This window comes from Pseudomonas trivialis (genome assembly GCF_001439805.1).
GTDB lineage: Bacteria > Pseudomonadota > Gammaproteobacteria > Pseudomonadales > Pseudomonadaceae > Aquipseudomonas > Aquipseudomonas trivialis.
The window spans coordinates 37,297-52,536 of sequence record NZ_JYLK01000004.1; the positions used below are offsets into that span (position 1 = coordinate 37,297).

Here is a 15,240-nt window from a genome sequence, read left to right on the forward strand (position 1 = left end):
TTACTTTGGGGCTTTTCCAAAGTGACCCGCCGTAAGGGCGGAACCCATATCAGCCATCCCCTAAATAACGGATATGCCCCCCCAACCCCAGGATTTTCAACCCCCCTCCCCCCCATAAGCCTCTTCAAAAAAGTAATCCTTCCAACTCCCCGCCTTGTGCTTCAACACCCCCAACGCCTGCAATTTCTCGGCATAGATATAGGTCCGCTGCGGCACGATGGTGAAATCAATCTCCGGGTCCTGCACGATTTTCTCCACCCGTTCCAGCGGCAACTTCGACTGCTCTATACGGAGATAAGCCTTGGCCGCCGCCGGTTTGTCCGCCTTGATAATCTGCTCGGCCTCAACCAGCGCTGCATAAAACGCCTTGTAGGTGCGGGGATTCTCATCGTGAAATTTCTGCGTGGTATAGAGCACGTTGAACGTGGCCGGCCCGCCCAGAATGTCGTACGAACTGAGCACCTTGTGCACCTTCGGATTCAACAACTCCTGATACTGGAACGGCGGGCTGGAGAAGTGCGCATTGATCTCCGATCCCCCGGCAATCAGCGCCGCCGTGGCGTCGGGGTGGGCCAGGCTGATGGAGATGTCATCGAACTTCTTGTAGTTGGCATCACCGAACTGCCGGGCCGTCTCGATCTGCAGGGTGCGCGACTGGAAACCCACGCCGGCGGCGGGCACGGCGATGCGGTCTTTCTCGGTAAAGTCCTTGAGTGTCTTCACGTCGGGGTTGTTGGTGAGCAGGTAGTTGGGCATTGAGCCCAGCGAAGCAATGGCTTTGACGTTCTGCTTGCCTTTGGTACGGTCCCACAGGGTGAGCATCGGCGGTACACCCGCCGAGACCACGTCCAGCGCGCCAGCGAGCAGCGATTCGTTCATGGCGGTGGCGCCGGAAATGCTGTTCCATTGCACCTGGATATCCAGGCCCTGTTCCTTGCCGTGCTTTTCGATCAGGTGCTGATCGCGCACGACGTCGAGGATCAGGTAGCCAATGCCAAATTGCTGGGCGATGCTGATTTTGCCTTCGGCTTGCGCGCCCACGCTGAGCAAGGCGCTCGCGACGGCCAGCAGGGTCAGGGAAGAACGCTTGAAAGTCATGAAAGATCTGCCGCGTCGTCGTAAAGATGACTGAGCCTAACCACGATTTTTAAGACTGGAAAAGAATATCGGGGTCTATTGTTATGCAAATAATCCCCAAACCAACGCTCGGCTGTTATTGTGCCGCGCTTTGAAATACTGCCGCCGACCTGCGAGGAAATCGACGTTGAACACTGACGAAAAAATGACTGGGGACCTGTTCGAGGTGGATAAGCGTCTGTCACTCAAGAACGTGGTGGACTTCAACGCCTACCTGCGCAGCGCGTTCGGCGATGGCCCGTGCACCTGCGTGCGCTGCATTGCCGGTGGCGGTGACGAGAGCAGCTACGGGTTCCAGCACACCTTCACTTTTGACGCGAAACCCACCCACCGCCGCTTCGCCTCGACGGCGGGCAGTGATGTGCTGATGGCGTTGAAGAAGGCATGGTTGTCCTACACCAAGGCCGAATTGCCGCTCAGCGGCGTGCTGGCCCTGGACACGGTAAAAGCGTTTGTCGAACCGCAACTGCACAAGCGCGTGGCACCGCTGTTCCTGGCCAGCGGGTTGGTCAAGGATGTGGAAGGCGAGCTGCACCTCCAGCCTCAAGCGGCCTGAAGCCAGCCTCTAAAAATGAGGGAGGGCGCAATCCCCCTCCCCCATTCAGACTAAAAACCCGGCACGCCCTGCACACGAAACTCCGGCGTCAACTCTTCTTCCAGCGGCTCCACCAGCGGCCGATCATCGATCCCCGGCATCAGGATCACCTTGCGGCAATCCTCTTCGCCCTTGTCAAACAACTCGTACCCGCGCGCGGCCTGCTCCAGCGACAGTCGGTGGGTAACGATCGCCTCGGGATTCAGGTGCCCCAGCTCAATGTGTTCAAGCAGCTCAGGCAAAAAGCGCTGCACATGGGTCTGGCCCATCTTGAACGTGAGGCCCTTGTCGAACGCATCGCCAAACATGAAGCCATGGATAAACCCGGCATACACCCCCGCCACGCTGACCACGCCACCACGGCGCACGGCCGCGATGCATTCGCGCAACGCCTTGCCGCTGCTGCCTTCGATCTTGAGCGTGGTGAGGATGGTTTCGGTGGTACTGCCCTTGGCCTCGAACCCCACCGCGTCCACCACGCCGTCGACGCCGCGCATGCCGGCGGTCTGACGGATGATGGTGTCGGCAGGATCGTCGTCCTCCTCGAAGTTGATCGGGATCACGCCGTACATTTTCTGCGCGTAGGCCAGTCGGTATGGGTGGTCATCGACCATGAAGATCTGCTCGGCGCCCAGCATCTGCGCGCACGCCGCACTGAGCAGGCCCACCGGGCCCGCGCCGTAGATCGCCACGCTGGAGCCCTTGCCGATGCCCGCATTGGTCACGGCCTGCCAGGCGGTGGGCAGGATGTCCGAGAGAAACAGCACCTTCTCGTCCGACAGGGTGCCGGGCACCTTGAACGGTCCGGTGTTGGCCTTGGGCACCCGCACCAGTTCGGCCTGCCCGCCCGGCACACCGCCATACAGGCGGCTGTAGCCGAACAACGCGGCGCCCGGTGGAATCGCCTTTTTATTGAGGATCGCTCCACGGCCATCATTGGTGGTTTCGCAGGCGGCAAATTGCTGCAACTGGCAGAAGAAGCAATCACCACAGGCAATCACGAAGGGGATCACCACCCGGTCGCCGCGTTGCACTGCCGTCACTGCCGGGCCGGTTTCTTCGACGATGCCCATGAACTCATGGCCGAAAATATCGCCGTGTTCCACCGTGGGGATCTTGCCTCGGTACAGGTGAAGGTCCGAACCGCAGATCGCGGTGGCCGTGACCCGCAGGATGATGTCGTCGGGTTGTTCAATGATGGGATCGGGGACGGTGTCCACCTGCACCTTATGGGCGCCTTGATAGGTCATGGCTCGCATGGGTTGCTCTCCTTTGAGTTGACTGCCTCTGAATTAACAGCCCGTCACCGCAAACGGGTCACGGTGAGGGTGACCACGGCGATCCGCTCCACGCGTTCATAGCCCGGTTTATCGAGTTCTTCGCCGAACACGTCGGGGTCCAGTTCGCGGTAGGTCCAGCCGAACGCATCGTTGCCCAGCAATGGCCGCGCGGCCTCCAGGAACGGGTCGGTGCCGGCCACCATCGCCACGCCGGTGTAGAGCACCAGGCTGCCGCCCAGGGACAGGCGTTGCAGCGCCTGCTCAAGGATGCGCAGCGACAACTGTTCGCCCAGCGCACCGCCGCCGTGGCGATAGGCGCGCTGGCCGTCGTCGTTCATATAGGGCGGGTTGGCGACGATCAGGTCGAAGGTGCCCTCCACGCTTGCCAGGATGTCGCTCTGGTACACGCTGACATTATTCAGCCCGGCCAACTCGGCATTCACCGCCGTCATGCGCAGGGCCTGGGGATTGATATCCACTGCCAGCACCTCGGCGTCATGCCGTGCCTGGGCGACCACCAACGCACCGACACCGGCGCCACAGCCAATGTCCACCGCCCGCCGCAACGGTTCGAAGCGCTGTTGCAGATGAGCGTCGATCACTTGGGCGAAGCGATAGCTGTCGGGGCCAAAAAACACCGCGTCAGCCTGGGTGGTGGGGTACGGCGAATGGGCAAACAGCAGCTCACCCAAGCTCGACCAGCGCACCGTGCTGCGCCACATTGCGTCGTGTTTTTCGATCACACCGGCCTGGCACAACTCGTCGCGAAAGGCGTCCGGCATCAGGTCGCTGTCGAACGGCATCGACCAGCCGAACACATCGCGCAGGTTCATCGCCAGCGGCGTGGCCAGGCGTTTGAACACACGCTCGTGGGTCAGAGGCGTCGGTGTAATGAAGCGATAGCCGCTTTCCTTCAGGCCCCGCCCCAGGTTGAGCAAGGCGCGATCGGCCAGTTGTTGTGCAGACATAAGCAGGCTTCCTCAGCGCAGGCGCGCGCGTAACTGGATAAAACGGCGAGTGGCATACAGGCCCACCGGCAGGCAATGGCGCCGCGCGGTCATCCATGGGATCAGGGTGTTGATCTGCTGCTCGTCGGGCAGTTGCCACAGCGATTCCACCAGGGCCTGGGTGTCCGGGTCAGCCGGACGGTGCTGCTCGCGGGACACGGGGCTGCCGCGCCCCGGCCGCACCGGTGGCACCCGTTGCGGGCTGACCCAACTGCCGGCAATCCAATCGTGCAGCACTTGTTTTTCATAGCCGCTGAAAGCCCCGAACATCGCCGCGCCAGCGCCTTCGATCAGTTGCCAGAAGCGGCTTTCAGACGGGTCCTGATTGCGCTTGATCCAGCCTTTGTCCTCCAATGCGGTGAGGAAGTCGCCGATCTGACCCGGCTTGGCCAGCCACTGATTAACGGTCTTGCCCTCGAAGCGGCAGTAATCCGAATGCATGTGCTGGCCGAAGCTGCGCTTGCGCTCCAGCATGGCCACCACCTCATCCTGCAGGTTGAAGCCTTCGATCACGGCGGTGGTGCCCGCGCCGAGGTCGTTGAGGCGATAGCCCTGAGCCACGCGTCGATAGAATTCGTCCCTGCCCTCGCCCAGCGGCAACAGGCTCAACACCGACTGCGCCGCCTTGCAGGCATGGCCGCTGCCGGCGTTGTCGATGGTGACGTGCAGGGTGAAGTAATACGGGTCGATGCCCAGTTCGCTCAGCTCATAGGAGGTGATCAACAAGTGCAGAGGCAACTGCTCGTAGCCGAGGTTATAGCCGATGATTTCCGGTAGAAACTGCTCGGCACTCAGGCCCAGGGCCAATTGCAGGGCACCTTGCAGGTAATGCTCGTCCTCGACCCCGGCCTCGCTGTCGGCATCGTGGTCGCTGAGCAACTTGCGGTAGATCACCACATGGTTCTGCGCGGCTTCGCCGTCGCCCAATTCTTCCAGGTAGGTGGTGAGCAGGCCGTCGAAGCGCTGATCCTGCCAGTAGCGCAGCAGCCCGTAGAGCCAGGCGCCGTCCACGTATTTGGTCGGCGCCACGCGCTGCAGTACGTAGAGCGCGTGGGCCTTGTTCTGAAAGTAACGACGTGGCCGGCCCTGCTGGCGCTGTTCAAGGTACTCGGCGTATTGCCCGGCCACGGCGGTGCAGCGTTGCTCGACCCAGGCGGGCAGTTGCTCAGGGGTATCGGGCAATTCGCTGGCGGCGTGTTGCACCTGCGCCAGCTGGTTTTGCAAAAATTCATGGGCCAGCTCGCGGGCATTGGGCGCCTCGTTGTAGAGCTGTTGGTAAACCCGCTGATAGTGGCCGTGGTTTGAGTGATGTACAGAGGCCGGCTGGCCCGACAGCGCCGTTAACAGGGTCATGATGGCAGTTCCCGCAAAGTCCGATGCAATCTGGCCTTCAACCGTGAAGACCCCAAACGGGCGCGCGTTAGCAGGCGCCTCTACAGTGCAGAGCGTCGGGCGGTGCGGAAAATTCAATCGGGGTTGGGACGCTGGGGATCAGCGGTCGATGGGCGCAATAGCAAGGGGCACCCAGATACCTGTGGCAAGCCTGCTCGCCACAACAGACCTGCTTTACAACAGACCTGCTTTACAACAGGTCTGCTTTACAACAGGTCTGCTTGCCGGTTCGGCATCTTTATTTGCGCGCCGCCTCCCACTGCTTGAGCAGGTCGTTGTAGTTCACGGTTTCGCCTTTGGGTTTTTCGTTGGCCAGTTTCGGCTTCGGGGCGCCCGGTTGGTCGAACCAGTATTGCGCGTCGCGCTCAGGGTTCATTTTCGGGCCGCACACCGGTTGCACCTTGGAGCGCTCCAGACGCGTCATGATCGCATCCTGCTCCCTGGCCAGGTTGTCCAGCGCCTGTTGCGGGGTTTTCTCGCCGCTGGCAGCGGCGGCGATGTTGCTCCACCACAACTGCGCCAAGCGTGGGTAGTCGGGCACGTTGGTGCCGGTCGGCGACCACTCGGTGCGCGCCGGGCTGCGGTAGAACTCCACCAGCCCACCCAGTTTCGGCGCCATGTCGGTCATGGCCTGGGAGTTGATGTCGGACTCACGAATCGGCGTCAGGCCGACGATGGTTTTCTTCAGCGACATGGTTTTCGAGGTCACGAACTGCGCGTACAGCCAGGCCGCAAGTTTCTGTTTCTCCGGGGTGGATTTGAGGAAGGTCCAGGAGCCCACGTCCTGATAGCCCTTCTTCATGCCCTTTTCCCAGTACGGTCCGACCGGCGACGGCGCCATGCGCCATTTCGGTGTGCCGTCGGCATTCACCACCGGCAGGCCCGGCTTGACCATGTCGGCGGTAAACGCGGTGTACCAGAAGATCTGCTGGGCGATATTGCCCTGGGACGGCACCGGACCGGATTCGGAGAAGGTCATGCCCGCCGCTTCCGGTGGCGCATAGGCTTTCATCCAGTCCACGTATTTCTGCGTGGCGAAGACGGCGGCCGGGCCATTGGTGTCGCCGCCACGGGTGACGCTGGAGCCCACCGGGTGGCAGTCCTCCACGCGAATGCCCCACTCGTCCACCGGGAGGCCGTTGGGCAGTCCCTTGTCGCCGCCGCCGGCCATGGAGAACCAGGCATCGGTGAAGCGCCAGCCCAGGGACGGGTCTTTCTTGCCGTAGTCCATGTGCCCGTAGACGCGCTTGCCGTCGATTTCCTTGACGTCTTCGCTGAAGAACTTGGCAATGTCTTCATAGGCCGACCAGTTCACCGGCACGCCGAGGTCGTAGCCGTATTTTTCCTTGAACTTGGCTTTCAGCTCAGGCCGCTCGAACCAGTCGGCGCGGAACCAGTAGAGGTTGGCGAACTGCTGGTCGGGCAACTGGTAAATCTTGCCGTCCGGTGCGGTGGTGAAGGACAGGCCGATGAAGTCCTTGAGGTCCAGCGTCGGCGAGGTGAAATCCTTGCCTTCGTTGGCCATCAGGTCGGTGATCGATTCGGTCTTGCCATAGCGAAAGTGCGTACCGATCAAGTCGGAATCGTTGACCCAGCCGTCATAGATGTTCTTGTCGGACTGCATCTGGGTTTGCAGTTTTTCCACCACGTCGCCTTCCTGCAGCAGGTCGTGGGTCAGCTTGATGCCGGTGATTTCGCTGAAGGCCTTGGCCAGTACCTTGGATTCATACTCGTGGGTGGTGAGGGTTTCCGACACCACGTTGATCTTCATCCCACGGAACGGTTCGGCGGCCTTGATAAACCACTTCAATTCCTCCAACTGCTGTTCGGCCGTGAGGGTGGAGGGTTTGAACTCGCTGCCGATCCATTTTTTCGCGGCATCTTCGTACGCATCGGCCCAGGCCGACGCGCTCAAACCGCTGAGGGCCAGTACGGCAGCCAATGAAATGCTATGTCGCAGCTTATTGTTGTTATTCAACATAGAGACCTCCTGGTTGTTTTTTCACAAGGGCACTAGCCCCAACGCATCACACTCAACAGCCATACCAGGGAGAGCGCGGACGCCACCCAGATGCTCCAGTCGGTAACGCCGATCACCAGCAAATGCAGGTAGGCGCTGCCGAGAAGACCGATAAACAAACGATCACCACGGGTGGTGCTGATCGGCAGAAACCCGCGCCGGGGGATGCTCGGCGAGCGCAGTTCCCAGGTGGTCATGCCCGCCAGAATCAGCGCGATGCCGCCAAAGAACAGTGCAGTAGGGGTGGTCCAGGCCATCCATTCCATCATCGACTCCTCAGACCCGGCCCAGGGCAAAGCCCTTGGCCACGTGGTTGCGAACAAACCAGATCACCAGCATGCCAGGCAGGATGGTCAACACCCCCGCCGCCGCCAGCACGCCCCAGTCGATGCCCGACGCCGACACCGTGCGCGTCATCACCGCCGCAATCGGCTTGGCATTGACCGAGGTGAGCGTGCGCGCCAGCAGCAGTTCGACCCAGGAAAACATGAAGCAGAAAAACGCCGTGACGCCGATGCCGGAGCCGATCAGCGGGATAAAGATCTTCACGAAGAACTTGGGGAACGAGTAGCCGTCGATGTAGGCGGTTTCGTCGATTTCCTTGGGCACCCCGGACATGAAGCCCTCCAGGATCCACACCGCCAGCGGCACGTTGAACAGGCAGTGCGCCAGGGCCACGGCGATATGCGTATCGAACAGGCCAATGGAGGAATACAACTGGAAAAACGGCAGCAGAAACACCGCCGGTGGCGCCATGCGGTTGGTCAGCAGCCAGAAGAACAGGTGCTTGTCGCCAAGGAACCGGTAGCGTGAAAACGCGTACGCCGCCGGCAGCGCCACGCTGAGGGAGATCACCGTGTTCAGGCTCACGTAGTACAGCGAGTTGAGGTAACCGGTGTACCAGCTCGGGTCGGTGAAGATCACCTTGTAGTTGGCCAGGGTGAAATCCTGCGGAAACAACGTCAGCCCGCCGAGGATTTCGGTGTTGCTCTTGAAGGACATGTTCAGCAGCCAGTAGATCGGCACCAGCAGGAACAGGATGTAGATCAGCAGCGGTATGACCTTGCGTTTGCTCATGTTGGCGGCCTCAGCGGTTGGCGTCGGAGTGGGTCATGGCGGTGTAGAACAGCCAGGACACCAACAGGATGATCAGGAAGTACACCAGGGAAAACGCCGCCGCCGGGCCCAGGTCGAATTGGCCGACGGCCATCTGGGTCAGGGTCTGACTGAGGAAGGTGGTGGCGTTACCCGGCCCGCCGCCCGTCAACACGAAGGGCTCGGTGTAGATCATGAAGCTGTCCATGAAGCGCAGCATCACCGCGATCAGCAGCACGCTTTTCATCTTGGGCAGTTGGATGTGCCGGAACACCGCCCACGCCGACGCACGATCGATCCGCGCCGCCTGGTAATACACATCCGGAATCGCGCGCAGGCCGGAGTAGCACAGCAGCGCCACCAGCGAGGTCCAGTGCCACACGTCCATCACCAGCACGGTGACCCAGGCGTCCGCGGTATTCGCCGCATAGTTGTAGCTGATGCCCAGGGCGTTGAGGCTGTAGCCGAGCAGGCCGATATCGGCGCGGCCGAAGATCTGCCAGATGGTGCCCACCACGTTCCACGGGATCAGCAAGGGAATCGCCAGGATGATCAGCACCAGCGACGACCAGCGCCCCTTGGTCGGCATGGTCAGGGCGATGGCGATGCCCAGCGGGATTTCGATCAGCAGCACGCAGGCCGAGTAGATGAACTGGCGCAGCAGCGAGTCGTGCAGGCGCGGGTCGAGCAGCACCTGCTTGTACCAGTCGGCACCGACGAAGTAGCGGCTGGACTGGTCGAAAATATCCTGCACCGAGTAATTGACCACGGTCATCATCGGGATCACCGCGCTGAACGCCACCAGCAGGAACACCGGCAACACCAGCCACCAGGCCTTGTTGTTCTGCACCTTGTTCATGGCAGCACCTCCAGCAGGTAATCGTCGGCGTACAGCATCAGCCACTGCGCGGGAAAACTGATCGACACCGTACCCTCGGGCACCGGTTTGTCTTCGGCCAGGCGTACCTTGAGCACCGCGCCGTCCAGCTTGAGGGTGATGATCTTGTAGGTGCCCAGGTCTTCCAGATGTGTGACATCGGCCTGCAGGGCGTCAGGGTTGTACTCGTCCCATACGTGGATGAATTCCGGACGAATGCCCACCTGCAGCTTTTTATAGTCCGCAGTGGCGAGGCGCTGTTGCAGTGCCTCGGACAATGGCAGGTGCGTACCGGCAAAGCGCACGCCGCCTGGTTCGGCCTGCACCTCGATGAGGTTCATGCCGGGGCTGCCGATGAAATAGCCGACAAAGGTGTGGCTGGGCCGCTCGAACAAGTCCCGTGGCGTACCAAACTGCACGATCTGCCCGCCGTACATCACCGCGATCTTGTCGGCAAACGTCGAGGCCTCCAGTTGGTCATGGGTGACGTAAACCATGGTGATGTTGAACTGCTCATGAATCTGCTTGAGCTTGCGCCGCAGTTTCCACTTCAGGTGCGGGTCGATCACCGTCAGCGGCTCGTCGAACAGGATCGCCGACACGTCGTCGCGCACCAGGCCACGGCCCATGGACACTTTCTGTTTTTCGTCGGCGGTGAGGTTGCGTGCCTTCTTGCTCAGCAGGTTTTGCAGGTCAAGGACTTCGGCAATTTCCGCCACCTTGCTGTGAATGTTCGCCTCGGCCATGCCCTGGTTGCGCAGGGGAAAGGCCAGGTTATCGAACACCGTCATGGTGTCGTACACCACCGGGAACTGGAACACCTGGGCGATGTTGCGTTTCTCCGGGGTGAGGTCGTTGACCACCTTGCCGTCGAACAGCACCTGGCCTTCGGACGGGCTGAGCAAACCGGAGATGATATTGAGCAGGGTCGACTTGCCGCAGCCCGATGGCCCGAGCAAGGCGTAGGCGCCGCCCTGCTCCCAGACGTGGTTCATGGCGCGAATCGCGTAGTCCTCGGGACCGGCCGGCGCTGCGCTGTAGCTGTGCGCCAGGTTCTGCAAATGGATCTCGGCCATCAGGCAACCCTCGCGACACGGCGCCCGGGCGCCTGGACCAGGCGACCCTCGGTATCGAACACAAACAGTTTATGGGTGGGGATATACACGCGGATCGGCGCGTCGACGTCGTATTCGTGCACCCCCGGCAAATGCAGCACCAGCAGGAAGTGTTCGCTGCGCACATGCAGGAAGGTTTCCGAGCCGCTGATCTCGGCGACTTCCACGGTGACCGCCAGCTCCAGGTCGTCGTCGTTGCTCGGCACCAGGCTGATATGGCTGGGGCGCACGCCGAAGCGAAATTCGCCTTCGCCAATGGGGCGCAGGTCGACGTTGAGCGGGAAATGCACGAAGTTGGCGAAGCTCACTTCATTGCCGCTGATACGTCCCGGCATCAGGTTGATCGGCGGTTCGGAGAACAGTTCGGCGGCAAGTACGCTGTGCGGCTGGTGATAGACCTCGGCGGCCTTGCCGCTCTGGATCACCCGGCCTTCGTGCAGGATGGTGGTGGTGCCGCCCAGGGCCAGGGCCTCGTTGGGTTCGGTGGTGGCATAAATCGCGATGGTGTGGCGCGCCGCGAACAGCTCGCGCATTTCCTGACGCAGCTCTTCGCGCAGCTTGTAGTCCAGGTTCACCAGTGGCTCGTCGAACAGAATCAGTTCGGCGTCTTTCACCAGCGCCCGGGCCATGGCGGTGCGCTGCTGCTGGCCCCCGGACAGCTCCAGCGGGTGGCGCTGGAGGAATTTTTCGATGCGCAGCATCCTCGCGGTCTCCAGCACCTTGGCCTGGATTACCTCATTGGACACACCGGCCTGGCGCAACGGCGAGGCGATATTTTCGAACACGGTCATGGTCGGGTAGTTGATGAACTGCTGGTACACCATTGACACGTTGCGCAGGCGTACCGGCGTGTTCGTGACCTCCACGCCGTGCATCAGGATGCGGCCGCTGTCGGGCTTGTCCAACCCGGCCATCAGGCGCATCAGGCTGGTCTTGCCGGACAGGGTGCGGCCGAGCAGTACGTTGAAGGAACCGGCTTCGAAACGCAGGGTGGCGTCGTCGATCCAGGTTTGGCCGTCGACAACGCGGGAGACATGTTCCAGGCTCAATGACATGACACGACCTTTTTATTATTGGAATGAATCTGGCCAGTCGACAGAGCGAGTTTCGTGCCAATAACGGCAGGTGATTGATCCGTAAGGAAATGGGGGAAACGCGGCGTTCAGGCATGAACAATCGGGCTGAACAACTGAACAGTTCGGGGGTTGACAATGAACAGTGCTGAACAACACTTTATGGGCAATGAAGCTCAAAGGTGGGAGGGAGCAAGCCCCCTCCCACATTGGCCTGATTACGCCATTAGCTCGTGCAAGCCCAATAACAATAAAAACAGCAGGTCGCCCCATGGCCGAACCCTTGTCCCACGACACCCTCATCCAGGAATCCTGGCGCCGTTGCCGCGCCTTTGGCCTGGACCACCAGAGCACGCCCAGCTTTGATCAACTGCCCGCCGAGGGCATCAGCCAATTGCTGGAAAGCCAGCATTCCCTGGTGCAGACCACCCATCAGGAAGTGCTGCCCTACTACGAGAACATCCTCAGCAATTCCAACTGCCTGATCATGCTGGCCGACAATCAGGGCCAGGTGCTGACGTCGTGGGGCACCCAGCGCTTCATCGAACCCACACTGGCTCGCGGCTTCAGCGCCGGCGCCAGCTGGATGGAGCGTTCCAGCGGCACCAACGCCATCGGCACCGCGCTGGCCTGTGCCCAGGCGGTGCACATCGAACACGATGAACACTTTCTCAAGGCCAACCGCTTCATGACCGGCTCCGCGGCGCCGATCTTCGACGCCCAGCGCGAGATCATCGCGGTGCTGGACGTGTCGAGCGACAGCTACCTGCCGCCCTCCCACACCCTGGGCATGGTCAAGATGATGAGCCAGACCGTGGAAAACCGACTGATCCTCAACCTGTTTCGCGGCGAGCACTTTCAGCTGACCTTCAACACCGGCCTGAGCAACCTCGACAGCCAATGGGCCGGCCTGCTGATCTTCGATGAAAGCGGCCAGGTGCTCTCGGCCAACCGCCGCGCCGATAACCTGCTGGGCATCAGCCTGTCGCGGGTGATGATCGACAGCCTGTTCAAGGTGTCGCTGCTGGAGTTGCTCAATCAGCCCGAAGGCCTGCCGTTTTCGATACAGGCCGCAGGACGCAACCGCTTCCAGTGTTTACTGAAGCGCCCCAAACAGATACCGGTGCAAGCCCGTGTGTTCACCCAGCCGGCCGCGCCAAAGCCCGCTCCAATTGGCCTCAATACCCTGCATTTTGGCGATGTACGCGTGGAAAAGGCCGTACGCCAGGCCGAGCGCCTGCTGGAGAAGGACATCCCGCTGCTGATTCACGGCGAGACCGGGGTGGGCAAGGAAGTGTTCGTCAAGGCCCTGCACCAGGCCAGTTCCCGCAGCCGGCAGGCGTTTATCGCGGTGAACTGTGCGGCGATTCCCGCTGAGCTGGTGGAGTCGGAGCTGTTTGGCTATGAGAAAGGTGCGTTCACCGGCGCCAGCCAGAAAGGCAGCATCGGCCTGATTCGCAAGGCCGACAAAGGCACGTTGTTTCTCGACGAAATCGGCGACATGCCGCTGCCGACCCAGGCCCGCCTGCTGCGTGTGTTGCAGGAGCGCTGCGTGCAGCCGGTGGGCAGCAGCGAGCTGTTTCCGGTGGACCTGCGCATTATCTCGGCGACCAACCGTGCACTGCGCGAGCGGGTACAGGCTGGACGTTTTCGTGAGGATTTGTACTACCGCATCGGCGGCCTGACCCTGGAGCTGCCGGCGCTGCGCGAACGTACCGACAAGCGCGCGTTGTTCCAGCAACTGTGGCAGCAGCATCGCGAGCCGGGCCAATCGGCCGGGCTGAGCGCCGAGGTGCTGGCGCTGTTCGAGCGCCACCCGTGGCCGGGCAACCTGCGTCAGGTGAGCAGCGTGTTGCAGGTGGCGTTGGCCATGGCCGAGGAACAACCGATTCGCCCCGAGCACCTGCCGGATGATTTTTTTGTGGATTTGCACAGGGAGGCGCCGCAGCCCTTTACCGAGCGCATGGGCGACGACGCGGACCTGAACCAGCGCCTGAAGGCCGCCGGCGGCAATATTTCCCACCTGGCGCGGGAGCTGGGGGTGAGCCGCAACACCCTCTACAAACGCCTGCGCCGTAACGGGTGATGAGCTAGCGCGGCGTCACCACCACCAGCAGGTCGGTGAACGTCTGCACCTGGATCGGCAGGTTGTCCGCCAACGCTGCGAGCGCGGCAGTGGTGTCATCGAGCTTGAACACGCCGGAGACGCGCAGATCCCCCAGGGCCTGGGGATCGAACCGCAGCAGGCCATGGCGATAGCTGGCCAGGGTTTGCAGCACGTCGCTCAGCGGCTGGTCATTGACCTTGAGCAGGCCACGGGTCCAGGCGTCCGGGTCACTGCCAGGGGTGGCCTGTGCGGGCGTGGCGTGGCCGTGGTCGAGGATGGCCCGCTGGCCGGCCATGACCTTGACGCCCTCCTCGGCCGCGCCTTTGACCGCCACGCTGGATTCGATCACTGTCACCACCGTGGTGCCGTCCGCCGCCCGCTTGACCAGGTAGCGAGTGCCCAAAGCGGTGGCGCTGCCCTGGTCGGTGCGCACCACGAACGGCCGTTGCGCATCCTTGGCCACGTCCACCCACAGCTCGCCTTGCAGCAGTTCGAGCACCCGTTGATGGCCGTCAAATTTCACGTCCACCGCCGAGTTGCTGTTGAGCTGCAACTGGCTGCCGTCTTCCAGCACGATCTGGCGGCGCTCGCCGACGGCGGTGCGCTGGTCGGCCATCCACACCGGCGCGCGCTCCACGCCCAGCCAGCCGCACAGCAACATCCCCAGCAGGCCCACCACCTGGGCGCCGCGAGCGCGCCGGGGGGCAAAGGCGCGATTAAGGGCGACACGCGCCGGCCGCGCAGGCAAGGGTTCGAAGCTGCCCCACAACGAACGCATGCGTTCGATGGCCACCGCGTGGCGTGGATCGGCCTGGCACCAACGGTTGAACGCCTGGCGCTCGGCGTCGGTGACGTCTTCGTCGTGCAGACGCGTCAGCCAGTTGGCCGCTTGCTGGATGATCTGCTCGGAACTCACGACAGCGGCTCCGCCCCATGCAGGCTGTGGTAGCAGTGCACCAGCGCGGTGGAGATGTAGTTTTTCACGGTGCTGGCGGACACGTGCAGGCGTTCGGCGATCTCGTGGTAGGTCAGCCCGTCGAGACGGCTCAGCAAAAAGGCTTCGCGGGCCTTGGCAGGCAGCCCGGCGAGCATCTCGGCAATCCGCTCGAGGGCTTGCAGGGCCACATGAATCGCTGCGGGGTCAGGCATGCCGGCGTCTTCGCACTGAATGACCAGCGCCTCCATATAGGCTCGTTCAATACGCCGACGCCGCGCGCCATCGATCAACAGCCGACCCGCCGTGGTCGCGAGAAAGGCGCGGGGCTCCTTGATCGCCTGCGGCTCGGCCAGCATCAGGACGCGGATGAACGCATCGTGAGCCAGGTCCGCCGCATGCTGCGAACAGCCCAGTTTGCGGCGCAACCAGCCGTGCAACCAGCCATGATGCTCGCGGTACAGTGCCGTGAGTGTCTGCTGGCGGACAGAGTCGCCCAACGCGGCCGGAATCTCATGCATGCGCAAAAATTTCTCAAATGGGAAATGTTACCAATTGCGCGAACAATGCCAGCAAAACGGTGTGGGAGCAAGGCTCTCGACGGGCCA

General features: G+C 62.0%; 14 protein-coding genes. 2 read left to right on the plus strand and 12 right to left on the minus strand.

What is annotated here, in order from left to right:
• Nucleotides 1-96 precede the first annotated feature (96 nt).
• A complete protein-coding gene (locus TU79_RS07405; RefSeq protein WP_057007390.1) occupies nt 97-1,098 on the minus strand; it encodes an ABC transporter substrate-binding protein in 1,002 nt (333 codons plus the stop codon).
• Nucleotides 1,099-1,264: 166 nt separating this feature from the next.
• Between TU79_RS07405 and TU79_RS07410 the strand changes: the two genes are divergently transcribed.
• Nucleotides 1,265-1,693 carry a hypothetical protein gene (locus TU79_RS07410; RefSeq protein WP_057007391.1) on the plus strand — a complete coding sequence of 143 codons (429 nt, stop codon included), beginning with the start codon at nt 1,265-1,267 and terminating at the stop codon, nt 1,691-1,693.
• Nucleotides 1,694-1,743: 50 nt separating this feature from the next.
• On the opposite strand, the gene TU79_RS07415 is transcribed toward TU79_RS07410, so the two are convergent.
• The 9 genes from TU79_RS07415 to TU79_RS07455 form a co-directional block, all read right to left on the minus strand.
• A complete protein-coding gene (locus TU79_RS07415; RefSeq protein WP_057007392.1) occupies nt 1,744-2,991 on the minus strand; it encodes a zinc-dependent alcohol dehydrogenase in 1,248 nt (415 codons plus the stop codon).
• Nucleotides 2,992-3,035: 44 nt separating this feature from the next.
• Entirely contained in the window at nt 3,036-3,980 is a 945-nt protein-coding gene (locus TU79_RS07420; RefSeq protein WP_057007393.1) for a methyltransferase, read from the minus strand.
• A gap of 12 nt (nt 3,981-3,992) precedes the next feature.
• Entirely contained in the window at nt 3,993-5,372 is a 1,380-nt protein-coding gene (locus tag TU79_RS07425) for an iron-containing redox enzyme family protein (RefSeq protein WP_057007394.1), read from the minus strand.
• 277 nt (nt 5,373-5,649) lie between these two features.
• Nucleotides 5,650-7,392 carry an ABC transporter substrate-binding protein gene (locus TU79_RS07430; RefSeq protein WP_057007395.1) on the minus strand — a complete coding sequence of 581 codons (1,743 nt, stop codon included), beginning with the start codon at nt 7,390-7,392 and terminating at the stop codon, nt 5,650-5,652.
• A 32-nt stretch (nt 7,393-7,424) separates the two neighbouring features.
• A complete protein-coding gene (locus TU79_RS07435) occupies nt 7,425-7,697 on the minus strand; it encodes a DUF2160 domain-containing protein (protein ID WP_003232363.1) in 273 nt (90 codons plus the stop codon).
• A 10-nt stretch (nt 7,698-7,707) separates the two neighbouring features.
• A complete protein-coding gene (locus TU79_RS07440; RefSeq protein WP_003174634.1) occupies nt 7,708-8,508 on the minus strand; it encodes a carbohydrate ABC transporter permease in 801 nt (266 codons plus the stop codon).
• A gap of 10 nt (nt 8,509-8,518) precedes the next feature.
• A complete protein-coding gene (locus TU79_RS07445) occupies nt 8,519-9,385 on the minus strand; it encodes a carbohydrate ABC transporter permease (RefSeq protein WP_017735078.1) in 867 nt (288 codons plus the stop codon).
• The gene (locus tag TU79_RS07450) at nt 9,382-10,479 is read right to left on the minus strand and encodes an ABC transporter ATP-binding protein (RefSeq protein WP_057007396.1); all 1,098 of its coding nucleotides are present in this window, start codon (nt 10,477-10,479) and stop codon (nt 9,382-9,384) included. The genes TU79_RS07445 and TU79_RS07450 overlap by 4 nt, the downstream gene beginning before the upstream one ends.
• The gene (locus tag TU79_RS07455; RefSeq protein ID WP_057007397.1) at nt 10,479-11,573 is read right to left on the minus strand and encodes an ABC transporter ATP-binding protein; all 1,095 of its coding nucleotides are present in this window, start codon (nt 11,571-11,573) and stop codon (nt 10,479-10,481) included. Before TU79_RS07455 ends, TU79_RS07450 begins: the two co-directional genes overlap by 1 nt.
• A gap of 289 nt (nt 11,574-11,862) precedes the next feature.
• Here TU79_RS07455 and TU79_RS07460 point away from each other — a divergent pair, with 289 nt between their 5' ends.
• Nucleotides 11,863-13,677 (plus strand): sigma-54-dependent Fis family transcriptional regulator, encoded by a 1,815-nt coding sequence (locus TU79_RS07460; protein WP_057007398.1) that lies wholly within the window; start codon nt 11,863-11,865, stop codon nt 13,675-13,677.
• Nucleotides 13,678-13,681: 4 nt separating this feature from the next.
• Here TU79_RS07460 and TU79_RS07465 read toward each other — a convergent pair whose 3' ends face one another.
• Nucleotides 13,682-14,614: a FecR family protein gene (locus TU79_RS07465; RefSeq protein ID WP_057007399.1), complete on the minus strand. Its 933-nt coding sequence runs from the start codon at nt 14,612-14,614 to the stop codon at nt 13,682-13,684.
• Nucleotides 14,611-15,153, minus strand: coding sequence for a sigma-70 family RNA polymerase sigma factor (locus TU79_RS07470; protein ID WP_057007400.1), 543 nt, complete (start codon nt 15,151-15,153; stop codon nt 14,611-14,613). Before TU79_RS07470 ends, TU79_RS07465 begins: the two co-directional genes overlap by 4 nt.
• Between the last annotated feature and the right edge of the window lie 87 nt (nt 15,154-15,240).